This is a genomic window from Maridesulfovibrio ferrireducens, assembly GCF_016342405.1.
Taxonomy (GTDB): Bacteria; Desulfobacterota; Desulfovibrionia; order Desulfovibrionales; family Desulfovibrionaceae; genus Maridesulfovibrio; species Maridesulfovibrio ferrireducens_A.
Genome location: NZ_JAEINN010000016.1, coordinates 71,035 through 96,057, shown reverse-complemented (window position 1 = coordinate 96,057; position 25,023 = coordinate 71,035). Strand labels below are relative to the sequence as shown.

Below are 25,023 nucleotides of genomic sequence, written 5' to 3'. Positions count from 1 at the left end.
ATATGATTCGTTCTGTAAAATATTTATTTCTGTCAATTGTGCTCATAATGTTGATTCCTTCTGTCCTTTTTGCTTCCACCATGTTTCCGCTTGAACCGCCGGATACATCAAGCCCTCGGGCTACCTTAAAGAGTTTTATTCATTATACTAACGAGGTATATCTTGTTGCGTCGTCTCCTAATGAAGATTTTAAGCTTGAATTAGAGTACCTGCAGAGAGCTGCCCGTTGTTTTGATTTTAGCAAAGTTCCGCCCACTTTGCTAAGTGATGTGAGTGTAGAGTCGGTACTTAGGTTGCGCGAGATTCTTGATAGATTTGATTTGCCGGATATGAATGATGTGCCTGATAAAGAAGATGTAAAGAGTACCGGGATTGAGAAGTGGCGTATGCCGCATACAGAGCTTGTAATTGGTAAAGTAGTGAATTCACCAAGGTCAGGGTCATTTCTATTTACTCCTGAGACAGTAAGCAGGCTGGAAGAATTTTATAATGAAATTAGAGAATTACCCTATAAAAAAAGCGATTTAGATGAAAATTATCATGGCCTTTATGAGCAGTATATTTATTCATCAGGTTGGATGATTCCCGATGGGTTTTTAAGCGATTTGCCTGCGTGGATGAAGCGTGGATATTTTGGACAGGCTGTGTGGCAGTGGGCAGGTCTTTTTTTACTTTTGGGAGCAGGTTTATTTTTACTATGGGTGATGTGGCTGATTAATAAGCGTATGAAGTGTCGGTTTGATGACTGTTCGTGGGAGATCGGGCGCTTGCTTTTTCCGTTTTCCGGGATGTTTATGTGTGCTTTTTTGGAGTACCTTATAGCCAGACAGATTAATATTACAGGACAGGTGCTTGCAGTCTTTATCATGGGACTTGAAGCAGCTTTTCTTATCTTTTCAGGAATTGCAATAATTGTGACCGGGAATGTCATTATGCATGGAATTATCGCTTCTTCGAAAATCAACGAAGAAGCTCTTGATGCTGATGTGATTAAGCTTGTTGTCAGGCTCGTTACTTTCTTTCTGGTCTTTATTTTGTTTTATAACGCCGGTAGTTATTTCGGGGTTCCTGTTACAGCCGTATTCGCTTCAGCCGGTATCGCGGGTGTTGCAGTAGCCCTTGCCGCGCGGGAAACTTTAGCTAATTTTTTTGGTGGGGTTTCAATTTTTCTGGATCGACCGTTCAGGGCGGGGGATTATATCGTTCTTGAATCGGGCGAGCGCGGTGAGGTTAAGGCTGTCGGTATGCGAAGCACCCGTTTGCTTACTCGTGATGATATACTCATCACTATTCCTAATTCAGTTATTACTAATGTAAAAATTACAAATCAGAGCTTACCTGAACCGCATTTCAGGGTACGTATAAAGATTGGTGTCGCTTACGGTTCCGATGTGGATAAAGTTGAAGCTCTGTTACTTGAAGAGGCTCATAAAAATGCTCTGGTTGTCGATTCTCCTGCTCCTCGTGTTCGTTTTCGAGCTTTCGGAGATTCCTCATTGGAGTATGAGCTACTCTGCTGGGCTGACCATCCTCAGAATAGAGGGAGAGTCGTTCATGAAATCAGTCGTGATATTTATAAAAAGTTTAACGCGGAAGGTATACTGATTCCTTTCCCTCAGAGGGATGTGCATTTGCATGCTACGGACTGGAATTCTTTAAAAGAAAAAGATGAAGTATAAAAAAATAGGGACTTGCCCTCTGGCGAGTCCCTTATTTGTTAATATTCGATAATTGCGCCGGACCAGCTGAGTCCTATCCCGAATCCGAAGAGTAATACCTTATCTCCACGCTTAAGGACTCCCCGTTCTTCCGCTCTTTTCATGGCGATGGGGATTGAAGAGGAAGTTATATTTCCCACTTCTTCAAGGTCTATGATCAGTTTTTCTTCTGGAATAGCAAGTTTTTTACCCATTTCTTCAAGTACACGGCGGCTGGCCTGATGGAAGATGAATAGGTCAATGTCTTCCAGTGAAACCCCTGCTGATTCTGTCAGCTTTATTATTTCCGGGGGGATTGTTTTAATTGTGAACTGAAGTACTTTGTACCCGTCCATTTGAAATTCAGGATTAGGAATGGGAGTCTCGGGATCTTTTCCGGTTGTAACGCTTACACCTGAATTGCTACAGACAATAGATTGGTTACGGCTGCCGTCAGTTCCAAATTGAAAAACAGGGGAGGTTTTAGGTTTGTCAATAATGGTTGCAGAGGCTCCGTCAGAAAAGAGCAGGTAGGCTTTGTTGGTATCTGAATCGATTATTTTAGAGTAGTTATCAACCGTAACAAAGAGCACTCTTTTAGAGATATTTGCTGTCAGATAAGCGTAAGCTGTTGAAAGACCGTAACAGTATCCGCTGCAACCGAGGCTGATATCAAAACATTTGGTGGACGAAGGGAGTCCCAGTTCGTGTTGAAGACAGGCGGATACGTGAGGAAGAAGATTGTCCGGAGTCTGAGTACAAACAATCAGAGTGTCTGGAAGCTCTGATTCTGCGAGGCTTTTAAGAGCTTTCTCGGCTGCGTTGCGGGCCATTTGCAGAGTTGTCTCATCTTTATCTGCATGGTGAAGAAAACGGACGCCTGTTTTAGGCAAAGAATTGCGGACGTGCCATTCGGGTTTGGTTTTATCAAGTTCAAAGCAGTCAACCGTGTTCTTCGGGATATAGTATTCTATTGTATTGATAAGGGCTGTCATTATTTTATCCGTAGTTATATTGTATTTGCCACTAACTATGTGGGAGCACGACTGTTTCTAACAGGTGCTGCGAGTGTTAATAAAGGAGAGGAATCGAAAGATACATTCAGTGGTGTATTTAATCTCCAGCATTGCAAACACGGCTCTAATAACGATTATTCAGACAGGGCGCAAGTTAATAAAAGTTAATATTCTGATGCTTTTCAAAAAAGAAAAGCCCGATGTGATACAGTCACATCAGGCTTTTTACTAATTTTTATTAATATGAATATCAGTATTTAGTTGTTGTCATTGATGATTTTGATAGCTTGCGGAATAAACAGACTGAATGAATCATGGAGTCCGGCCATAAGCTTACCTGCATTTTGACCGGTATTAGCAAACTCTTTTTCTTGTTTAGAAATATAATTTTTTGAAAAAAGCAGCTTATTGTCTTTTGTTACCATGCCGTCAAGTTGGACTTTATATTTCATTTCCAGCTGTCCAGGGCGGGCTATGTATACTTTGTTGGCGACTCCGGTAATTATGAAGCTATTTCCTGCATCATCCATAGTTTCGAAGTATTCAACGTTGTAGCCTTGAGATTTAAGTTGGCTGTATAATGATTTTGCCATCCATGTGCCAACCTCAATCGAGGGAATGTATTTGAACAGTTTGCTTTGCCCTATTTCTTTAATGGGTTTGCTTTCTGTAAATTTTACTACTGCAATCTTGATTGAACAAGGAGGAGATTCTATTTCAATAGGAGTGTAATCAAGATTGAGAATAGTCTCTTTCATCTTTTTTTCAGACGCAAAACCGGATGAGGGAATCATAAGCACTGCTGCAGCAAGGAGCAGAACAAATATAGATAGAGTCTGTTTTTTCATGATATCTCCTGTTAGTTGTCGAATGTGAATGGAATAAAATTGGTACTATTTATAAGAGTAATGGAACCTTACGCTTATTGTCAAAGTTCTTTTAAGACAGAGATGGTTCTTTTTGTCTGCGGGTTGACCATGAACACTCACTTGATTACTGTTCAATAACTGCTGTTGATAAGTGGAATGTTTAAAATAAAAATTAGGATTGGTAACAATAAATGGCTGATAATCGCATGGATAATAATTTTTCAGGATTTACCATAAATATATTTTATGCAGTGAGCATCGCATTACTGGCTGTTGCTGTACGCGTTATATCTTTGGAATATATAGAAATTGGCGGAGACTCTCTTAGTGTATGGGAAAATGTAGTTAACCTTGTTAACTCAGGTAACTATATAGAATGGACTCATCATACTGTCAGGTGGGCCATAAATATGCCGTTAACTTTGGTTCTGAAGATGTTCGGCACGACTCAGGCTAATTATTACATTCTGCCTATTTTTTATTCCGCTATCAGTGCTATTCTTGCTTTTTATACAGGCACAGTTCTGAAAGACAGACGGTTCGGTTTGCTATCCGCTCTGCTTTTGATTTTATATCCCAAGATGACCACTATGGGCAGTCAGCTTTGGCCCGGTCTGTATGAAATGACCTATTTGTTAGGATGTGTTCTAGCTCTGCTGTGCTGGCGGAAGTATGGAGGCTGGTACTTGCTTGCCCTTGCCGGAATGCTTGCCGGATGTGCATGGGGTTCCAGAGTTACGAGTATTTATTATGGCCCGGGGATTCTGGCTCTGCTTTATCTGGGCAAAAGAAGAGTGAAACCCATACTCATTTTTACAGCTTTTTTCTTTTTTGTTCTCGGACTGGAATGGTTTTATTTTTATAATGCAACCGGTAACAGTCTGGGAAGGCTCGGAGTTATCACTCAGACTCATGTGACTCAGGATTTGTTGCTGGTAAGTGTCAGCCAATATCTACTTAATTTCTTGAAGCTGGTGAAGTTCAGAGGACTTCTGCTTGTTGTTTTGGCCGGGTTGGCCGCAGCGGTCTGGCTGCTCAAACGGGGCGACGAAAATGAAAAGTGTATAGCAGTATTATTTCTGGGCGGTTTGTTTTTCCACGTTTTTATGATTTGCAATTTGAATCCGCTTAAACTGGCGACTCCGGTCGGCAGCAGATATTTTACAGCTGGAACTCCATATATGATTATGGTTGTTCTTTTAGGAATTAGAAAGTGGCATGAGTTTTCTCCCCGAGCAGCAACTTTTTTCAAGTATGGACTGATTGTAGCTTTTGCCGCTTTTACTTTGAAAGAAGTTCCTTCGCAGAATACGTTCAGCCGTTTGCAGGAAGATACGCAGAATGCCCGTATAATTACGGAAGAAAAGCTTCCCGTGCTTATGAGGTTTAATGCGTGGGCTCCTAATATAATTGAACAAAGCGCTATGAGTTTGTTCGGTTTTGAAAAGCAGGAACGGCTTAAGTTAAACGAAGGCAAAAAGATGATAAAAAATGGACGCCGGATGCACATTATGCTTTTCGAGCAGCAGACGGATAAAGACTTTAAGCCTAAAATGATTAATGGATATTACTATTTCTATTCAGGGAATGAAAAGGATCTGGAAAGAGCCTCACGAGTAGGTGTTTCAGATTTCAGTCGTAAGGATCATAAGTTGATAATAATTCCGAAAGAATCATTACCACCGTTTTAATTCCACGCCTGAATGAATAAGCAACTACGAATGTTATGCCACAGTGTTGCTGCTGTGGCATAACACTTCAGTGGTGGTTTTGATTGCAAGTTACGGTTTATCAGTACGTTATGTTTTTCGTTGAAAGAGAATTGATAGATAAGCTTATTTTTTGAAGTAAAAGTGCATCTGGACTTTGTTAAGATGGTGTGCTTATTTCGACCCTTCAAAAAAATAAATTGATTTTCTTTGAATTATTATAATTTTGAAAGTGAGCTTTTTAAATAGTGAAAGATATAACTGCAATTAATCCTAAGCGTATTCTGGTTTGTCAGCTCCGGCAAATTGGTGACGTTGTTTTAGCAACCCCGTCTGTTTCTTTATTGCATAAAAAATTTCCGCAGGCAGAGATTCATGTCTACACAGAAGAAAAATGTGCTCAAGTCTTTGCTAACAATCCAGCAGTTCAACATATTTGGTCCATTAAGAAAAATGAACTTCGCAATCCATTTAAGGCATTAGCTTTTTATAGAAAAGTTGGGATATCCGGTTATGATTTGGTTGTCGATTTTCAGCAACTTCCCAGATGTCGCTGGATGCTCTTATTTTGCAATGCTCCGGTGAAGCTTTCTTTTAAGCCGCCGTGGTATAATCGTTTTTTGTATACGAATTGGCCGGAATCCATTCCCGGTGGTTATGCGGCAAAATATAAGTCCGGAGTTCTAAAGCCTCTCGGAATCGATTGGGATGACGAGAGACCTCATCTTTTTGTAAGTGACAAGGAACGTGAGGAAGCTCGCGTTTGTTTGTCTTCTCTGGGAGTAAAAGATGATGAATCGTTGATTACTTTAGACCCTTCTCACAGACGAGACACTAGAAGATGGCCCGCTGAGCATTATGGCAAATTAATTTCTTTGCTGGCTGAAAAACGAAAAGATTTAAAGTTTTTTATTTTGTATGGTCCGGGCGAAAAAGAAGTGGCGCTTAAAGTTAAAGCTGTGTCCGGCCTTGAAGGTCGGTGTGTTCTGCTCGATAAGCCCGGTTCATTGAGACTTATGGCTGCGATCATTGAAAGAGCTGTTCTGCATATAGGAAACTGTTCCGCTCCGAGACATTTTGCTGTAGGAGTCGGAACTCCGAGTATAACAATTCCCGGTTCATCAAGCAGTGCGTGGACTTTTCCTTCTTCTGATCACATAGAAGTTGTGCCTGACCTCGAGTGTCAGCCCTGTCGGCGTGAAAGTTGTGCCAGGGGAGATTTGGCGTGTCTTAATAATCTCGCTCCTGAAGAAGTGCTTGTGAAGATTTTGGATAAAATATAAATATTATAGATGACTATAAAAACAGGGCATTTATGGTTTATGATTTTTTCGTAAACAGAATTATTAAAGGAATTTGGCATCAGCTGAAGTGGGGCGTGTACAGTTTTACTGATCCCATTTTTTATCTGTTTTTATCCTTAGGTTTTGTCGGGCTGTACGTGCCAAGCCCGGATTTACGGCTTCCCCTTGCATTGCTACTGGGCAAAGCTTTTATAGAAGAATTATTTTTTAGGTTTCTTCTTCAAGAGGGGCTTGATCGGTTCTTTCACTATGGTTACAGATTCGGTCCTTTAAGTTTAGCTAATATTCTGGCTTCGCTTACTTTTTCATGTATGCACTTGATTAATCAGCCTTTGAATTGGGCCATGCTTACCTTCATTCCTTCTCTTGCTTTTGGCTTTATATGGCAGAGATATCGTAGTGTTGTACCCGGCACAATTATCCATTTTGCTTATAATGCCTTTTTGTTTTATCAGTTCATGTAGAACTGTAATGCTAAAGAGGACTTCGCTTGACTGATTTTTGCAAGTGTAGGATGATTCTTAAGATATGTATGAATGAAGCAACTGGTTCCTTAAATCGTTTTGGGGTTTTGGATTTATATCCGAAACTTCTTTTTAAGAAAATTGTTCTTTCCGAATTTCATTCGGTGGAGATTGTGAAGCTGAATATGCTTAAATTATTGTACAAAATGCTTATTGCACTGACTATATCCCTTACGCTTCTTTCTTCTGGAGCTTTTGCTCAACCGGAAGGAGGAGACGCCGTTCATGCTAATTTGGAAAGTATTTCGCTTGTTGAATTTATCAAGTTTGTCGGGCGCTATACTGGTCGGAATATTGTTTTTAATAAAGGCGCCTTGCCCGGGACTCATGTAAGTATTTACGCAGGCCAGTCTCTGACAGAGCCTGAACTTATGGCTGTTTTTCAGCAAGTTCTTTCAGGTGCCGGATTTTATGCCGTCACGCGGGACAATGTAACCTATATATTGCCGGCCCGAGATGCCAAGTTGATCTCACCTGATATTAAGTCTGATTCTTCAGGTGGCTCAGGGGAAGAGATTGTTACTTCAGTCTTTCAGCTTGAAGGTAAAATGTCTCCCGATAAGGTTACGGCCCTTTTGCGGCCTTTTGCTTCACAGATTGGACAGGTTACCGCAGTTCCGATGGCTGACGCAGTGCTTATTCGTGATTTACAGTCAAATATTGATAAGATGCGCAAGTTGCTAGGAATTGTTCGCAAGGTAGGAGCTGGACAGTCCACAGTCCTTTTTGACTTGCAAAAAACAAATGCAAAAGCCGTAGCCTCTAAACTGGACTCTTTTTATAAAAAACTTTCTGCTGTTGGAAAAGCCGGGGCTTCGCCTGTAATTGAACCTATTGAATGGGCGAACAGTATCCTTGTTTCTGGAAGTGAAGATCAATTAACCACGATACGAAGTCTTATTTCTAAACTTGATAAGGTTAGTGAATCATATTCTAAACTTAAAGTTTATCGGTTGCATAATATAGAAGCCATTGTTGCTGGAGATGTTCTTAAAAGCCTTATTACAGGTGGAAGTATCCCAACTGCAGAAGGTTCCACTTCAGGGGGGGCTGGATCTGCAAAAGCGCCTGTAAAATCATCCTCTGCTGGGGCTAACGCTGATGGCGGGGTTCAGGTTTCCGCTGATGAATCTACAAATACTTTAATTGTGATGGCTGATGCTGGTCAGATTCCTCAAATTGATAAATTTGTGGAGCAGTTGGATCAGGCTCAGGATCAGGTTTATATTGAAGCTCTTGTTTTGGAAACCACGTTGAGTAATTCAAAAGACTTCGGTGTGGAATGGCAAGGAGCCGTCAAGGTCGGCGGCGGCGTTTCTACCTTCGGATATACGAAGACAAAAGACAGTAATATGCCTGGTTATGCCGCAAACCCCAGTAATATGCCCGGTGGGTTTTCCATGGGTATTTTAGGGGATATTATTTCATATGGAGGGCAAAGTTATCCCTCGATTGGCGCTTTGGTTAATTTCACTAAAGCTTCCTCCGATTTTAATCTTATTTCAGCTCCTCAGATTATGACCCTCGATAACTCCGAAGCAGAAGTTTTCATAGGTGAGAACAGGCCTTTTAAAACTGGCGAGAGTACTACTACGGGGGGATCTATTGTGAATACTTACTCTTATAAAGATGTAGGTATAAAGCTTAAGGTTAAACCTCACATCAATCGTGAAGACGGCTTGGTGAAGCTTGAGGTTTATCAGACATACAATACCGTGTCGGCAGCATCAGCCGCGACCGCCTTGCCTGTTACAAATGACCGAACCACCAAGACAACTGTTATTTTGGCTGATGGATCTATTATGGTTATCGGTGGTTTAATTCAATCCGATCAGAACAGGGGACAAAGCGCTGTTCCATACCTTTCCGATTTACCATTGCTCGGCTGGCTTTTTAAGACTCAGAGTAGAAGCGGCAAAAAGCAAACTTTAATGGTTTTCCTTTCTGCTCGAATAATTAGGACAACTGAGCAGCTTGAAGCTATCAGTCAGGCAAAAATGGATAAATATCGTACTCAAAGAAAGCGGTTTGATGGTTTTATTGAAAAAGAATTCAACACCTATAAAAATAATGATGTACCGAAAGCTGAACCTGAAGCATCTTCAACCCAGTCAGATGGTTAGTAGGTCCGTAAATTGAGCATCTCATATGATCTTAGCAAGGTTCCGCGTGAAGTAGTGGATCTCTTTTTGACTTTTCCTCAGCGTAGTGAATTTATTCCCGTGGAGGTTGGGGAGCGCGAAATCAAAGTGTTGCTCCAGAATGAAAGCTCTTTGCCCATGGCTGATTTTCTTGCGTGGAAGTTTGGGAAAAAAGTTGTCACGGAAGTTGTAGATGAAGATCAATTCTTTCCCTTGCTCGAGCAGGCTCTGACAGAGTGGGAAGAGGAAAGCTCCATAGAATCTGAATCGGAAGAAGGCGGAGCGGGGGAAGACGGAGAAGATCTCCTCGGCTGGTCTCATGATGATGCTCCGATTGTTCGTCTTGTGAATAAAACAATGCATCAGGCAATTATATCCGGTGCAAGTGATATTCACTTTGAAGGGCAAGGTAACGGTTTTGTAGTTCGCTATCGGCAAGATGGAGTTCTTAAAGCTGTTAAGCGTCTAGATAGAGGGCTACAACCGACTATTATAGCTCGTATTAAAGTTATGGGCGAGATGGATGTTGCTGAAAGTCGCAAGCCGCAGGATGGTAGAATTTTTATTAAGCTCGGGCAGAAAGAAGTTGATGTCCGTGTTTCCACAATACCTACAATGAGTGGAGAGAAGGCCGTTCTCCGTATTCTTGACCGTTCAAAGAATATTCTTAATCTTGAAGATCTCGGTCTCAAAGGGAAAGATCTTGAACTTTTCCGAAAAGTACTTGCTCAGCCGCACGGTATTGTTCTTGTCACCGGGCCGACCGGTTCCGGTAAAACGACTAGTCTCTATGCGGGATTAAGTGAACTTCCACGTGAGGATAAGAATATCGTCACCGTTGAAGATCCGGTCGAATATCAACTTTCAGGCATAAATCAGGTTCAGGTCAATAAGGCCGCGGGCATGACTTTTGCCACTACAATTCGTTCATTTCTCAGGCAGGACCCGGACATCATTCTGGTCGGTGAAATTCGAGATCAAGAGACCGCCAGTACTGCTGTTCAAGCGGCGCTTACAGGTCATCTAGTTCTTTCCACCTTGCATACAAATGACGCAGCTACTGCCGTAACCAGAATGCTTGATATGGGGATTGAACCGTTTCTACTTGCATCATCACTTTCGCTGGTGCTTGGGCAGAGACTTGTCAGGGTCAATTGTCCTCATTGCTCTAAATCAATTTCTGTTTCTGAACATACCATTAAGCTTTTTGACGGCATGGAAGATCTGCCTACGACTCAAACCGCTGGAGCCGGTTGCGAACATTGCAATTTCACAGGCTTTAAGGGACGAAAAGGCGTTTATGAGCTTATCCCGGTGACAGAAGATATGCGCGGGTTGATCATGGATGTAGTTTCTGCCGACCGCATAAAAGCTTACGCCAAAGAACAGGGGCGCGAAACTATGGTAGATCACGGAATTCGTCTTGTTCGCGAAGGGGTTACGACCCTTGAAGAAGTTGTCAGGGTTACAAAGCTGTAGCTGACTCATTATACTCGTCTGATTTTTTTATCTAAGATATAACTATATTGGAGTGAAACTCATCATGAGGCAGGATTTTAAAAAACCCGCGTGGATGAATGATTGGAAAGTATTTTTACTTTTTTCGATGATAGCCTTCGCTTTTGCATTCGGGCTGAGATGTTTGGATCTGCCTAAGTGGGATAATCCAAATTTTATGGTCAACGGCGAATATATCATGGGTACACATGATGCTTATTACTGGCTTGCCGGGGCAAAAGGTGTCGGAAGTGCCTTAGGAAATCCCATGTCCGGGTTGATTCGTTTTCTTGGAAGCGTGACAGGCGCTCAATACGGAAATATTGCTTTCTGGCTTCCGGCTGTATTTGCGGGGTTTTGCGCAATAGCCGCCTTTGCGTGGGGAATGCTCGTTGCAGGGCCTTGGGTTGGTTTGGCTGGAGCTGTCTATGCGACTTCTATTCCGGCGTATTTTTTTAGAACTAGACTTGCATATTACGACACCGATGTAGTCACTCTACTGTTTCCGCTTCTGATTTCAGTTTTGCTGGCTCGCTGGGTCAGTCTGGGGATTAGAGGGTCCTGGGTTCCAATAAAAAACAGTAAAATAGAGTTTAATCCAACATTTTTTGATTATTGTCTTCCTGTTGTGGCAGGAGCGTTAACGTCATATGGCAACCTATGGCATGGCGATATGCAAACTTTCGGAATAGCGACAGTTTTTGTTGCAGTCGCCCTTGCTATGGTTTGTGGAACTAGAGATACGCGTGCTGAATTGATGCGCGGAATTGTCTTTTTCTGCCTAGTTGCTTTTGCTGGCTGGGTCGGATTTGCGGCAATTCTTTTGCTCGTTGCTTTGTTCAGGCTTCCAGTTATTAGAAACCATAAAATGTATAATAATGAATATTGTTATTTGGCAGCTTTCTTGGCGATTATATTTTTGAGTGGTGTTGGACTGGATTTTATTGTGGGAATTTCAGGGAAAATTGCTTCTTACATGAAGCCTGCTGCGGATATTTCTACAAGTGTATCGGGTCCTGTTTATCCTGGAATTGCCCAAAGCGTTATCGAAGCTCAGAACATAAGTATCAATGACCTTTTAACTAATTTGACTGGCAGTAATTTATTGGGGTGGCTCGGGATAATCTCATTCTCGATTATGTTGTTTAGAGTTACTTCCAGCTTGTTTTTGCTGCCTTTTGCTGTGGTAACTTTTGCCGCGGTTTATATGGGTGGCAGGTTTTCAATGTTCGGCGGAATAGCCATCGGAGTTGGGATAAGTTATCTTATAAATATGCTTATTGAGAAATTTGCTGTTTCAAAAGTTAAGATGGCAATGGGCGCATTGCAGGTTCTGTTGCTTTCTGCCGTTCTTTTTTCAAATGTCGGTGCAATGTATCTGCAGACTCCGCCTACCCCTATTATGGGTAATTCACATGCAGTGGCTTTGATTGAGTCCGGGAAGGTTATGCCTGAAGGTAGTACCGTCTGGACTTGGTGGGATTGGGGATACGCAGCTTCATATTATACAGGCAAACATTCTTTTGCCGACGGTAGTCGTCATGGAGGCTCGCTTCTATTTCCTTTGGCTTTCGCTTATACCACTCCGTATTCTATGCAATCGAGTCAGTTGATGCGCTTTAGCGCAGACAATGGTAATAATCCCGCTTCTGTGTGGGATAAGATGAAGGCTAAAGACGTTCAGAAGATGCTCCAGTCTTTTGGAGCAATAAAATATAAGTCTAAGACTGGTTCAAAGCAATATATTGTTTTAACATGGGAAAATTTAAGACTTGCGTATTGGATATTATATTATGGCTCGTGGAACATTATTGATGGTGGGGGGGTACATCCGAATTGTATTGCTATCAGGAATCCGTTTACTTTAGAGCCGGGGTCTGGAGTCTTGAATATAAAAAACGAAGGGTCTGTGAAACTCTCAGGGTATGCGGTTTTAAACAAGAACGGTTCAACTTTTAATAAATTCGCTAACAACATCGGGCCAGAGATGCTTTATAGCAGGACTGTCAATCAGGGGATGTTGGTAGATGATTTCTTACGGCGCTCAATGCTGGTCAAGCTTCTTATTGAAGACCCGGCTTCACCGCAGATTTCAGAATATTTTAAAATTGTTTATGATGATTTCCCAAATGTCAGAGTTTATGAAGTGTTATAAAAATCAAAATAAGCTTGAAATTTAAGAGTCTTTAGAGTAATGTTTAATTTGATTTTGACCAAGAGGTTGAAATGATTGGCATTTCAGTCTTCGGTTTTTTGTAATTTTAATATGAGGAGATTTTTTTAATGAAAAAAATCATTAGCCTTTTTACAGTAGCGCTTATGCTGGTGGCTTCCAGCGCATTCGCTGCTTACATTGTTCCTGCTAATACCCCTGCTGGTCTTTCCGGTGCTTTGGGTAACGGCATCTTGCTCTCTACTGGTTATGCTGAGCCAAGTTTCGTAATTACAGGATTTTCCTCTAATAGAACTATTAAAGTTGGAACAAGCAAACTTTCTACTTCTGCTTTTACATACTTTAATAGTACTGCTACAGGCGCACTTGTAAACGCAACCGGTATCAGTGCTGGTGCGCTTCAGTCTTCTGTTTCTTCTTTTAACTCTTCTGTCTCAGCCCTTTCTGACTGGACCTTCTTGCGCCTCAGAGCTAAAGGTACAGATGTAATCTGGTCTAACTGGAATGCCGTTCCAAAAACATACTTTACAAATGGTACATACCAGCTTGGAACTAATGCTCTTACTGGCAGCAACAATGCTACCAACTCCACTCTTAATTTAGTTCCTACTTCTGGTGCAAAATTGATGGTTGGTTTTACAAACGCAACAGTAAAGGGAACAGCTGGCGTTCAAAACGGAAAACAGTTTGGTAACTCCCTTGTTATGATGTACGAGCCTGGTACCTTTGATGCTAAGACTACTGTAAACGCTAAAGTTGCTGATATCTACAGTTCAACTTGGTCTGTTTATGCATACGGTGTAGAAGCAACAACAGCTACTCCTGGTTATGCTCTTGGTACAGTTACATTTGGTGATTCAGCAGCAACAACTGCTAGTGCAGAACTTTCAGCTGTAACTATTGATGCTGTTGCTACAACAACTGCTCCAGTTGCTTTCACCATCGAAAAAACATCTTCTTATTTAAGTCTTCGTAACGGCGATGCTTACCTTATTCAGAACGCAACCGTTAATAAAGATAATAACCTGATCACAGGTTACATGTATGATGCAAGTGAAGGCGACAGAGCTTTTGTTGTTATGACTAAATCTGCAACAACAATTCCTTCAAGCTACGTTGCTGATCACTCCTTCTTCCTTGTTTTTGCTGGTAACAACAAATCATACGCTGCGAACACTAAGGTTGCTGGTAACGCAACTGCAGGTCTTATGAACATTGCGGTCGACTCTTCATATGTTGTAGATGGTCGCATTAATGTTCTTCCTGGAACTGTCGCTAGCCCCACAGTTAATGGCTTTGAACTCTCTCTTGCTGGTGATACCATCTCTCTACAGGGTGGTTCCAAAGTATTTGCTTCTGGACAGTCTAACATGACTATCCTTGATGGAACTGATAGCAAAAATATCATCAAAGGTAGCTTCATTGGTAAGAAAGCTGCTGATGGTTCATACTGCGTAGGTATCTACACTCCTTATAACGGAACTGTTGAAACTGGCGCTGGCCTTGCATTTCTTATTCCTAAACCTGCTGTTGTAGGCGCTGCTGCTCTTTCAGGCAATTCAGCTTACCAGCACAATGCTTCCATGGCATGGCAGGTTACTGTTCCTGGTGCCGTAGCTTATTACTCAAACAACGCAACTGCTTACTCCAAAACACAGCTTAACGCTGCTTGGACAGGACTTCCTTCTTCTTTCGTTCCTATCACTGAAGTAAAAGGATTTAACGCAACAGTTGCTGGAACTCAGAGAAACAGTGAATCTGCGATTCTCACAATTCAGTTCGGTTTGACCGGAATTGGTGACAACGTAAACAACTTGCGTCTCTACAAGCTTATGGCTGATGGAAGCAAGAGCAGTCACTCTTTCAACTACGCATCTAAAGCAACTCCTTCTACCGAAGGTTCATGGTGGATTTCTACCCAGGTTGGTGACGGTTATGTTGGTCAGGGCACAAACCTTGGCGGAGGAACCCCTTACTTCGTAAACTACGTCATCAAAGATGATGGAACTTACGATTCCGCAAAGGGTACTAAGCTTGCGATTCTCGATCCAATCGTACTTGGTTCCGTTTCCACTTCTGACAGCAGCTCTTCTTCCGGTTGTGTATTCAACCCAGCTGCTGGATTTGGTATGGAATGGTTGTTGCTGATGCTAGCTCCTATGGTTGCTATCGTTCGTAGCCGTTTCAAAAAATAAGACTTTTAATTAAGTTTTAGTTTTTGGTTATTATGGAGAGTCGACCTTGTGTCGGCTCTCCTTTATTGTCGTGCCATATTACAATTCCACTCAATCCCGAATCCCGTCTTATAAATTATGAGTTCACTCCCTTACAGAAAAGATATTGATGGGTTAAGAGCTGTTGCCGTTCTATTGGTAGTCTTATCGCATGCAAAATTTTCTATATTTGAGGGGGGATTTATAGGAGTTGATGTTTTTTTTGTTATTTCCGGATATCTTATTTCTTCGATAATAATAAATGAAATTGATAATAATTGTTTTAGTTTTAAAAATTTTTATTTGCGAAGGATCAAAAGAATTCTTCCTGCTCTCCTGTGTATGCTTTTGGTTGTTTCTGTCACGAGTTTCTTCTTTTTATTTCCTGATAATCTCAAGGAATTTGCTGAAGCTCAGTTTGCTTCTATTACCTCGTGGTCAAATTATTTTTTCTGGAAGTTTTTTGGTGGGTATTGGCGTGGTTATGTAAAGGAATTTCCGCTTACCCATACATGGTCTTTGTCTGTTGAAGAACAGTTCTATTTTATTTGGCCCTCAGTTTTGTACGTAGCCTACAGATTCATCCATGCTAGATTTCATAAAATAATTTTATTTTTGCTCACTATCCTTCTGTTAGCTGTCTCCCAATATCTCGTTCGTTTTCCCGAGTTCGCTTTTTATATGATACCTGCAAGAGCTTTTGAGCTGTTTCTTGGGGGCGCTATTGCTATCAGTTTTCGCGTTCCAATTGTTTTTCCTGGAAAGTTGAGTAAAATCTGGCCGATTCTGGCTACTTTGGTGGGCCTTACTCTGATAATTGTTCCATCTGTTTTATATAAAGAAAATATTCCTTATCCAGGGATAAATGCTTTGTGGCCATGTTTGGGGGCTGCTTTGATCGTGTTGCCTAAAGCTGGGAATGGCAATTTTGCAACATCTTTGTTGACCTTCGGTCCTATGGTTTGGGTGGGTAAGCTTTCTTATTCTTTATATCTGTGGCATTGGCCATTTTTTGCGTTTTTAGCTTATACTGGATGTTCGATAGAAGAAAATAGGTGGGTTGCAATTGCATTGAGCTTTTTGCTGTCTATACTGTCGTATAAGTTTATTGAGGTCCCATTTCGAAAGAGTAAAACCAGTTTTAGAGTTTTGTTTGTTCGTCTTTTTATTATTCCAGCAGTTGTGAGTTTTTTATTTTATATAATTATACTGTTCGGAAATGGTTTTCCTTCTAGATTTTCAGACTCGGTTCAGGCTTTGCTAAGAACTTCAGGACCAGATGATAAATCTCTTTTAGTCGGTCAGTATGGGAAAAATTCTCCTTCCAATGAGCATATAGTCAATGAGGATACTTTGTGGGGCGACGAACTCTCCGGGGGGATTAAGGCAATTCTAATTGGAGATTCACATGCAACGCGGCTTCGTCCATTTATCGAAGTCCTTTGTGCTCAAGCGGGGATAAAGGGAATACAGGTCACGCGAGATAGCACTCCATATTTAAGAAATATTATTTATTATGACAGGAATTCACATAAAGAAAGGGTGTTACGTAAAGATAAGACAGCTATGAATGAGTATTGGAGCCAGTTAATAACTGACCCTGACTTGGAGTATGTCTTTGTGGCGGGGTTTTATTATTCTAGAATTTATGGCGACAAAATAAACCCAGAGATAATGAAATATAAAGATGAAGTATTGTCTGGCGATATTATAGAAGTAAATGAAAAGAACTTCGCCCGTGGGCTTCGTGATAGTGTTTCTTTTATAGTTGAAAATGGAAAGATCCCAGTTATCTTTAAGGATGTCCCTTTCTTACAAGGTGCTCCCGGATTAAATGTCTTAAAAAATGCAGTGTTCAAAACTGACTTAAAAACGAGCGTTGCGGTACAGACTGTAAAGAATAACCATAAGATTGAAGACGACGTCATTGATTCGTTAAAAAAAGATTATCCTACTATGGTTGTTATTGATCCAAAGCTCTTAATTTGTCCCGAGAATGCAGCGGGTAATTGTTCTTCTGTTGTGGATGGGATACTTTTGTATGGTGATACAAATCATCTTAATTATGTCGGAGCAAGGTATTTGGCTAAAAAATGGATTGAAAAGTATGGCAATCCTTTATTATCTCAGGATAAAGATGATATCGATTGCAAGTCTTCTGAGTAATCGTTTAGCAAAAAGTCGCGACTTAATATAAAAACAGCTATCGAGAAGGTTATTTTTAAGATTACGCCAAGCTGATGGGCTCATTCAAAATTTTGTTTAAATTCTTCCACGCGTGCCATCAGAAACGCATTTATACCTCCATTTTTTGCACGCCAGTTATAAAAACTTACGTTGCTTATTTTATGTTTCCGACAAAGCGTCGTAGCAACGGGAATCTTTTTGTGACTCTTCTCAGTTTTTAATAGCTGCAATATACCAATGAATACTTTTTTTAAGCCCTTCTGAAAATGGAGTTAAATTAAATTCTATTAATGAGTTTAATTTGTCATTACTTGCATTATGGCAAAAAACATCAGAGTTTCTAGCAGGTTTACGCAGAATTTCGCCCTTGTATTCCATTTCATGCGCGATTGTTTCAATTACTTCTTTAATACTCACCTGATTGTGAGTTGAAATGTTTACAGACTCACCCTTGGGAAGTTTATCATAAACATTAACAATCGCATCTACTGTGTCATGCACGTAGATGAAATCGCGACTCTGAGAACCTGTTCCGTGGATTTCAAGCGGTAGGTCATTAAGGACGCGAAAAGCTGTAATAGGGATAACGCCGGCCATTTCCCCCTTGAAATTCTGACGTGGTCCGTAGTTGTTGAATGGGCGGATAATGAATGCATCCAGATCATACATTCTAACGTATGTTTCAACAGCTAAATCCGCAGCAGCTTTACCCGCTGCGTAAAGAGTCGTTGGATTGCGAGGATGATCTTCGTCCATCGGTTCATATACAGCCGTTCCATAAACTTCAGACGTTGAGAAATGGCAGAGAGTAGAGAATGCTTTTTTGCGTTGAAGTTCAAGTAAATTAAGAACTACTTTGGTATTTGTCTCAAACGAATTTGATGGATTCATGAAAGAATAATTTAGAGCTTTTGTAGCGCAGTTGAAAACTATATCAATGTCATGACGCTCAAAAATATATTCGAGTGAGGTCGCAAATTCTGCATCATCTTTGTAAAGAATTGCCCCACGAGAAATTGCATCCGCTAAATTTTCTTCACTTCCAAGAAAGAGGTTATCAATTATGATAACCTCTTTTGCTTCCATATCAAGTAATCGGTCAACGAGGTGACTGCCAATGAATCCGGCACCACCTGTGACCAAAATTGTGTTTCCTTTGATTGATGGGCGCACTGTAATTACCTTTTGCATTTGCAATTGTCACCGCATTCAATAATTTTAAGAGCGAGAGTGAGAGCTTCAAGGCCGTCTTCTCCTGTAACAAGAGGAGTTTCGCCTTTTTTGCAACATTCTAGGAATGCTTCTATTTCAACACGTAACGGTTCCTTTTTTTCAACTCTAAAACTAGTGTAATCTCCTTCAGATACACCAAATTTAGTAGTAAACCATTCATTTTTAGTTTCATTTTGCTCTGCTGCATAATTTGAATGGAAAGAAAGAGTCTGGTTAAGGTAGTCAACAGTGAACATACCATTTTCACCTGTGACTGCTACTTTACGTACTTTTGTAGGAGTTACCCAGTTTACATCTAAAATACCAAGTATTCCGTTATTGAAACGAAGGAGTCCAAAAACAATATCTTCATTATCAGTGTTCATAACCTTTGAAACTTCAGCCGTCATGGTAGTGACTTCAGACTGAGATAAATTACGCATCATATCGAGTTCATGCGTAGCAAGGTCACTTGCAACCCCAACATCGGTAATTCTTCCCGGGTATGGAGATTGTCTGCGGGAATGAATTGTGAAAATATTTCCTAGCTGTCCATCGGCAATGCGTTCTTTAAGTTGCTGGATAGCTGGGTTAAATCTTTCAATATGACCAACTTGAAGTGTTTTCCCTACTTGTTTAGCTTTATCAATCATTTCTCGCGCTTCTTCTACTGTTTTAGCGATAGGTTTTTCAACTAAAACATGGATTCCTGCATCTAAACAATCCATAGTTACTTGTTTGTGCAAGAATGTAGGTAGCGCTATTGTAACAGCGTCAGGTTTTTCTTTTTCTATAAGTTCTTTATAGTCTGAGTATGCTCTTCCGCCGTATAATGAGGTTAAGCGTGAGGTTTGTTTGGCATTTTGATCCGCAATTCCAACGAGTTCACAACCAGATATATCTGAATAAAGACGGACATGGTTTTGTCCCATAGAGCCAGTTCCGATTACTGCAACTTTCATATTTTAGTTCCTATAAGGATGTAAGGTTTAATTGATATTGTTTATAGAAATTATTTTGATAATTTAAGTCCTAAAACTTCTTTGCTAACAATAAAAGATTCTTCATTTTTAAAAATTTCCTGAACTTCGGAAGCAACCTTTGCATCTATTTCTTTGATGTATGAACCATGATTTCTCCACCAGTCAAGAAACGTCTGTAAGTCTTGAAAAGAAATTTCATTATGAAGTCTAACAAGTTCACAGTAACTGAATTCTTCTTTTAGAAGAGTAAGTTGTTCAGAGGAAATAAAATCTTCAATATGAGCAGCCATATTGTGGGAAGTGTATTTGCTTGAAATAGTGGAGACTTCTCGATTTGTTCCAGCTCCAAAACCGCAAATAAATATTTCGCCTCCAACGGCTAGTTTCTTTTTTAGTTCACAAATAAAATTTACAAGATCATTGGCGTAATAAATAGCATACGCAGACATTATCAAGTTATAAGGTTCTTCGTCTGATATATCAAAATCATTAAAATTCATTTGTTTTGTAATGATTTTTTTGTAGTTAAGTTGCTGGGCGTTTTCTTCAACAATTTTTAAAGATTCGTTTGAAGCATCGAGAGCTGTAATTTGTACGTCACCTTCCAGCAAGGCAGCAAGGTGCAAGGACTGTTTTCCTCTTCCGCAACCGATGTCAAGAACTCGTATTCCTTTTTGATATGCGCAATGAGAAAAGATCCACTCCTCTAAGTTGTGTTGAGCTAATTTGTTGTTCAAATTTGCTCGATGTTCGAGGGCGGAGCTATTGGTATTAATGCTATTATCTGTGTAGTTGCTTTGACTCATAAGTCCTCAATGTTTTTTTAAGTAGTAATCTGGTTTTGTTGAAATAGTGCGCCAGTTAACTCTTCTTTATAGTATTAATATTAAATAAAGGAAATTTTCCTATGTCGCGAACAAACGCAGGACTAAGTGTAAACAGGTCGTTAAGTACGACATTACGTTGGTTAATAAAGTTTTCAAAAATAGATTGGTAATTGGGCGATTCAGTTTGATAATGTAATGGGTGCAGCAGCATTTGAACAGGTTTGGTTTTTGATAGATGAAGCCATTCTAATGGGTCTTTGCCTCGGAAAGACATGCAGGAGTCTGAGATATAGTTTTCATCTGAAAAAAAAGAGGGGTCATAGGCATTTATATAGTTTTTAAAAACAGGAAATTGACCATGTATTGATGGGCAATGTAGACTTATTGAGCAAATTTTTTGGTCAATAATATTTTCAAGAACTGCTGCTTCCTTTACAACGCAAGCAAGTAATTCTTCATTACTCGCTCCCGGGTAGCAAGTCGGGTCAAAATGTAGAGCTACTTCACTTCCTAACTCTACAATCTTTTGCAAAGATCGAGTATTATTTAAGGCAAGTGGGTTATAAAGTGGAGATGTTACCATTATAAAATTAGTAGAAACAATACCTAAATCATATTCCTTTTCAACTAATCGTAAACAATAGTCTATGGAAATGTCTACGTCGTGTCGAAGTATCAATCCTGGAACATTCCATGTAAAATTTTTAAAAAGGTGAGTCTTAGTTGTTTTGCTAATAGTATTCAAAAAATTTATATAATCACTGTGAGTAAACATTTGATTCCTGTACGTTTTATTTTTTATTTATTATGATGGATTTGTCACAAAACTTACAAGTTAATTTGACGTTTAGTTCATCAGTTGGTCCAATGGAAAATTTATTGCCGCAAGGACAGACGTAACCTTTAAGACGTGCTGGGTTTCCGTAAACTAGTCCATAATCAGGAACGTCACGAGTTACAACGCTTCCTGCTCCAATAATCGCCCATTTTCCAATTGTATTGTTGCATACAATGATGGAACCTGCGCCTATTCCTGCACCTGTTTTCACTAATGTTTTATAGCATTTCCAATCGCTGATATCCATTAAGGATCCATCTTTGTTTACTGCTCTTGGAAACATATCATTAGTAAAGGAGACAGAGGGGCCAATAAAGACACCATCTTCAAGGGTAACTCCTCTGAAGATATTGGAATAATTTTGAATTTTTACTTTGTTACCAACTACTGCCCCGAAGTCAATAAATGCTCCCTTGCCTATGATGCAATCTGATCCAACGATGGCTTGTGCTCGGACTTGAACATTTTGCCATATATAAGTTTTGTCGCCGAGAGTTGCCGTTGAATCAATATCTGCGGTTGGATGTATATAGCCCATATTTTACCTCTTAATAGTAGATAACTATAACGAAATTATGTGCGTTGAGAATAAGCGGTTTTTAACCACCCATAGTCTTTAATTGTTTTTCCTGTAAGCAAAGAAACATAAAACAAAACTTTCTCAAAAACTATATCTACTCTGTGTTGTCTGTTGACCCAAAGGTAAGATTCTTCAGCTTTGTCTTTTACAAAGGGTAGGCTTACACAATTCATGATTTGAGTATAAATTTCATCTTCGGACCAGCAATTTATAATTGGTGGAGTGTCTAATCCGTATTGAAGACGAGAACAATTGGTTTCAATGTATGTCATGACAGGACGGCCCGAAGCCATTGCTTCAACTGCAATTCCTCCAAGGCCACCGCAATCAAATTGATCAACAACAACGTGGCATTTTTTGATTTCAATGAAAAAATCATCACGCGTGAGATCTTTTTTCCATATAAAATGGTCCTTAACTCCAGATTTCTCAATAAGTTCTCTGGCAAGTAATCTATCAGATCCTCTATCTATGATAACACATTCAGCCCTTAATCCATTTTTTACGGCACGTATAAACGCTTTGAGGAATCTATCGTTGCCCTTGGTGGAAGTTCTTCCTTTAGTGTTATCAGAAGCTTGCCAGTCTAAATGCGAAGGGTGCAAGAAAATTATTTTGTCCTGATTTTGTGGGAGAGGCAATTTATTTTCAGGAAGCCGGAAGGCCGGGAAAGGCATGAAGTGTACATTTTTTATTTTGTATTTTTGGATGTTTTTAAGAGCATGCGGATACTCGACCATCCAGTTAAGAGGTGATGTGTTGAGATGTAAGCGGAATAAAAATGATTTAATGCTTTTTTCGTCAAGAAATTCAGCTATATCAGATCCAGTAGAAATGTTAATGATTGGCGGGAATTGAGGGAGAAATTTTAAAGGATAAATTTTTTTTAAAGGCCCAAGTATTGCTCCAGTGTAACTGAAAATTACGTGGCATAAACAAGCCATGCGGAAAAAATCTAAACTTCCAGTGGGACGGTATACATCGTAAAGTATATCTTCTTTCTTGTGAAAGTTATCAATTACCTGATTTTTTTTGGTCGCATTTGTTGTATCAAAGACGATAGTTTTTAATCCAAGGTGAGCTAAAGATTCAGCAGTGTTGAGATCTACAGAACAAATATTACCTATGATTCCGATATCATATTTTTTATCAATCATTGTAGCTTAATCCTTTGCAATCTAATTAAGTGCCGCTTTTTAATAAAAACATTTTGCGTGCTAAGTATAACTTTTTTTAGGCAATACAAGTTAAGTTGTTTTTGGAGTGTATTAAATTAAGTCAATAAATTTGAGTGATTGTGGTACTTTGGATTTGATAAGCTTACTGTGTGTGGGAGCAAAGTTTATAACAGCTTTTATGTTTTTATTCTGTAGAAAACTTGTTGGCTGAACTTGTACATCCGTTCCAGCTATATATTGACCAGCAAAAGACGTATTGTCATCTACAATATATGATAGATAGTTATTCAGATCAAATAAATACATCAGGTGCGGTCCCTTTGCTCCGGCTCCATATGCTACTATTTCATTTTTTGAATATTTTTTTATAAGAGCGTGAATTTTTTCTTTTTTTGTATCTAAATTAGACACGAATGTAGTAAGTTGTTCTGCAGTAATGTTGTCATCAAAACTGTTGTTTTGTTTATTTTGGCGAGATAAGTGGACCACTAAGGACCCTCCATCTGTGACGGCAGTTTCCTGATGGATAATATGGAAACCGTATTGCTTTGCAAGCACTGTAAGTGGCCTTATACTAAAGTAATTTAGGTGAGAGTAGCTTGTGTTTTCATACCTTTCATTGTCAATAATTGTCTTTAAGTATGGGACTTCGATCACAATTATTGTTTCATCTTGTGCTAGTTTTGCTACATTTGCAAAAAAGTCTTGAGGTTCTTTTATGTGTTCAAAAACATGCCTAAAAGTTATTATTTTAAACTGTTGATTAGCAAGTTCGGTCACTGTTTCGTCTGAAAAAAAAGTGTTTATAATATTTAGTTTTCTATCTTTCCAGATAGTTGTAAACGACGAGCTTGGTTCAATTCCTAGAACGTTACATTTAGATTGAGATTTAATTTCATGTAGCAATTCACCATCATTGCAGCCAATTTCGAGAATATTATCATCTTTCTGGATGTTGTACTTGGAAATTAGCGATTTACAAAAGTTTTTTATGTAGTCGCTTGCTCCCGACAATAGAGAATATGTGGAAGGTTGTGATGCATACATTTTATCAAGTAAAGATGAGGCTTCATCAAAATAATGGTAGCTTACCATGTTGCACATGCTACAGTGATTGAAGGTGTGTTTAAAAATAGGGTGCTTAATGCTCTCTTCAATACTATTACATTTTATGCCGGCGATTGGAGCATTGCACAGTGGGATTGCTGTGATTTCTGAATTACATATTTTGCATAAGTTTTTTTTAATCATTATGTTTTCCTTGTTGATTCATTGCGAAGAGTCTGTTTTGTATAGATATATTTTCTTCATAGCTTTTGTTGTTCATAGTATAAAAGTTTGAAGAGGTGTTATTAGAAATTTTAAAAACAGGGATTTTATTTAAAGAGGCCCCTATCTTTTCAGCAAGATTTTTAATGGTTACAAGTTCACTTCCACCAATATTAATTACTTTTTTGTTCGTATTTTCAAGTAAAGAAGTGATCTGTGAAATGAGATCATCAATATAAATTGGATTTAATTTAGGAAGACCTTCTTCTCCATTTAGCAAGATGGCTTCACCTGCAATAATTTTGCGGGTAAGTTCAGGGATCAGACGTGGTGATTTTTGTCCTGGTCCATAAGGGAAGAAGAGGCGCATGTGAACAGAGCGGCAATTCGCTTTACTTGAAATTATATTTTCGGAAAGAAGTCTACTCATTCCGTAAAGATTGGAAGGGCCAAGCTCACTTGTTTCAGTCAAAGCTGAATTCGAAGCGCGATAAACAGCTCCACTAGAGATATATGCTATTAATTGTATGTTTTTGCGCTCTTTATTAATAAAATCCACAAGGTCATAAGTGGCTTGAACACATTCACGCCAGTATCTGTTTTCGGCATGTTCCGGCCCCGCGGGACCGGCGGAATGGATCAGTATTTCCGTCTCTTTAGGAATTGAAGAGTAGGTTTTTGGTTTAGCAAGGTCAAACACTGGACGTGACAAGCCTGTGACCGATTTTTTGTCCAGTAAAAGTCTTGCCTTTAAAGCAGACCCTATAAATCCTGTAGTTCCAAGTATTGTGATCATTGTTTTTTCG

General features: G+C 39.7%; 19 protein-coding genes. 9 read left to right on the top strand and 10 right to left on the bottom strand.

The window, feature by feature from the left end:
* Positions 1 to 2 precede the first annotated feature (2 nt).
* Entirely contained in the window at positions 3 to 1,679 is a 1,677-nt protein-coding gene (locus JEY82_RS16145; RefSeq protein ID WP_304087502.1) for a mechanosensitive ion channel family protein, read from the top strand.
* A 38-nt stretch (positions 1,680 to 1,717) separates the two neighbouring features.
* Here JEY82_RS16145 and JEY82_RS16140 read toward each other — a convergent pair whose 3' ends face one another.
* Complete coding sequence (locus JEY82_RS16140) at positions 1,718 to 2,692, bottom strand: ketoacyl-ACP synthase III (protein ID WP_304087500.1); 975 nt, start codon at positions 2,690 to 2,692, stop codon at positions 1,718 to 1,720.
* Between the two features lie 278 nt (positions 2,693 to 2,970).
* A complete protein-coding gene (locus JEY82_RS16135) occupies positions 2,971 to 3,561 on the bottom strand; it encodes a hypothetical protein (RefSeq protein WP_304087498.1) in 591 nt (196 codons plus the stop codon).
* Positions 3,562 to 3,773: 212 nt separating this feature from the next.
* Here JEY82_RS16135 and JEY82_RS16130 point away from each other — a divergent pair, with 212 nt between their 5' ends.
* The 8 genes from JEY82_RS16130 to JEY82_RS16095 all read left to right on the top strand — a co-directional run bounded on the left by JEY82_RS16130 (position 3,774) and on the right by JEY82_RS16095 (position 17,309).
* Positions 3,774 to 5,273: a hypothetical protein gene (locus tag JEY82_RS16130; protein ID WP_304087496.1), complete on the top strand. Its 1,500-nt coding sequence runs from the start codon at positions 3,774 to 3,776 to the stop codon at positions 5,271 to 5,273.
* Between the two features lie 266 nt (positions 5,274 to 5,539).
* Positions 5,540 to 6,574: a glycosyltransferase family 9 protein gene (locus JEY82_RS16125; RefSeq protein WP_304087494.1), complete on the top strand. Its 1,035-nt coding sequence runs from the start codon at positions 5,540 to 5,542 to the stop codon at positions 6,572 to 6,574.
* Positions 6,575 to 6,606: 32 nt separating this feature from the next.
* On the top strand, positions 6,607 to 7,059 hold the full coding sequence (gene mrtJ, locus JEY82_RS16120) for a JDVT-CTERM system glutamic-type intramembrane protease (protein WP_304087492.1): 453 nt from the start codon (positions 6,607 to 6,609) through the stop codon (positions 7,057 to 7,059).
* A 185-nt stretch (positions 7,060 to 7,244) separates the two neighbouring features.
* Positions 7,245 to 9,242 (top strand): type II secretion system secretin GspD, encoded by a 1,998-nt coding sequence (gspD, locus tag JEY82_RS16115; RefSeq protein WP_304087490.1) that lies wholly within the window; start codon positions 7,245 to 7,247, stop codon positions 9,240 to 9,242.
* A gap of 12 nt (positions 9,243 to 9,254) precedes the next feature.
* Positions 9,255 to 10,739, top strand: coding sequence for a GspE/PulE family protein (locus tag JEY82_RS16110; RefSeq protein WP_304087488.1), 1,485 nt, complete (start codon positions 9,255 to 9,257; stop codon positions 10,737 to 10,739).
* A 64-nt stretch (positions 10,740 to 10,803) separates the two neighbouring features.
* Positions 10,804 to 12,912: an STT3 domain-containing protein gene (locus tag JEY82_RS16105; RefSeq protein WP_304087485.1), complete on the top strand. Its 2,109-nt coding sequence runs from the start codon at positions 10,804 to 10,806 to the stop codon at positions 12,910 to 12,912.
* Positions 12,913 to 13,040: 128 nt separating this feature from the next.
* Positions 13,041 to 15,125, top strand: a complete 2,085-nt coding sequence (locus JEY82_RS16100; RefSeq protein ID WP_304087483.1) for a hypothetical protein — start codon at positions 13,041 to 13,043, stop codon at positions 15,123 to 15,125.
* Positions 15,126 to 15,242: 117 nt separating this feature from the next.
* A complete protein-coding gene (locus tag JEY82_RS16095) occupies positions 15,243 to 17,309 on the top strand; it encodes an acyltransferase family protein (RefSeq protein ID WP_304087481.1) in 2,067 nt (688 codons plus the stop codon).
* 231 nt (positions 17,310 to 17,540) lie between these two features.
* Here JEY82_RS16095 and JEY82_RS16090 read toward each other — a convergent pair whose 3' ends face one another.
* The 8 genes from JEY82_RS16090 to JEY82_RS16055 form a co-directional block, all read right to left on the bottom strand.
* Positions 17,541 to 18,521: an NAD-dependent epimerase/dehydratase family protein gene (locus JEY82_RS16090; protein ID WP_304087479.1), complete on the bottom strand. Its 981-nt coding sequence runs from the start codon at positions 18,519 to 18,521 to the stop codon at positions 17,541 to 17,543.
* A complete protein-coding gene (locus tag JEY82_RS16085) occupies positions 18,509 to 19,504 on the bottom strand; it encodes a Gfo/Idh/MocA family protein (RefSeq protein WP_304087477.1) in 996 nt (331 codons plus the stop codon). The genes JEY82_RS16090 and JEY82_RS16085 overlap by 13 nt, the downstream gene beginning before the upstream one ends.
* 50 nt (positions 19,505 to 19,554) lie before the next feature.
* Positions 19,555 to 20,331, bottom strand: a complete 777-nt coding sequence (locus JEY82_RS16080) for a bifunctional 2-polyprenyl-6-hydroxyphenol methylase/3-demethylubiquinol 3-O-methyltransferase UbiG (protein ID WP_304087475.1) — start codon at positions 20,329 to 20,331, stop codon at positions 19,555 to 19,557.
* Positions 20,332 to 20,386: 55 nt separating this feature from the next.
* Positions 20,387 to 21,127 (bottom strand): hypothetical protein, encoded by a 741-nt coding sequence (locus JEY82_RS16075; protein ID WP_304087473.1) that lies wholly within the window; start codon positions 21,125 to 21,127, stop codon positions 20,387 to 20,389.
* Between the two features lie 16 nt (positions 21,128 to 21,143).
* Positions 21,144 to 21,728 carry an acyltransferase gene (locus JEY82_RS16070; RefSeq protein ID WP_304087471.1) on the bottom strand — a complete coding sequence of 195 codons (585 nt, stop codon included), beginning with the start codon at positions 21,726 to 21,728 and terminating at the stop codon, positions 21,144 to 21,146.
* Between the two features lie 35 nt (positions 21,729 to 21,763).
* Positions 21,764 to 22,927, bottom strand: coding sequence for a glycosyltransferase (locus tag JEY82_RS16065; RefSeq protein WP_304087470.1), 1,164 nt, complete (start codon positions 22,925 to 22,927; stop codon positions 21,764 to 21,766).
* Between the two features lie 111 nt (positions 22,928 to 23,038).
* Positions 23,039 to 24,199, bottom strand: coding sequence for a class I SAM-dependent methyltransferase (locus JEY82_RS16060; protein WP_304087468.1), 1,161 nt, complete (start codon positions 24,197 to 24,199; stop codon positions 23,039 to 23,041).
* Positions 24,192 to 25,013, bottom strand: coding sequence for an NAD(P)-dependent oxidoreductase (locus JEY82_RS16055; RefSeq protein WP_304087466.1), 822 nt, complete (start codon positions 25,011 to 25,013; stop codon positions 24,192 to 24,194). The genes JEY82_RS16060 and JEY82_RS16055 overlap by 8 nt, the downstream gene beginning before the upstream one ends.
* Positions 25,014 to 25,023: the final 10 nt, after the last annotated feature.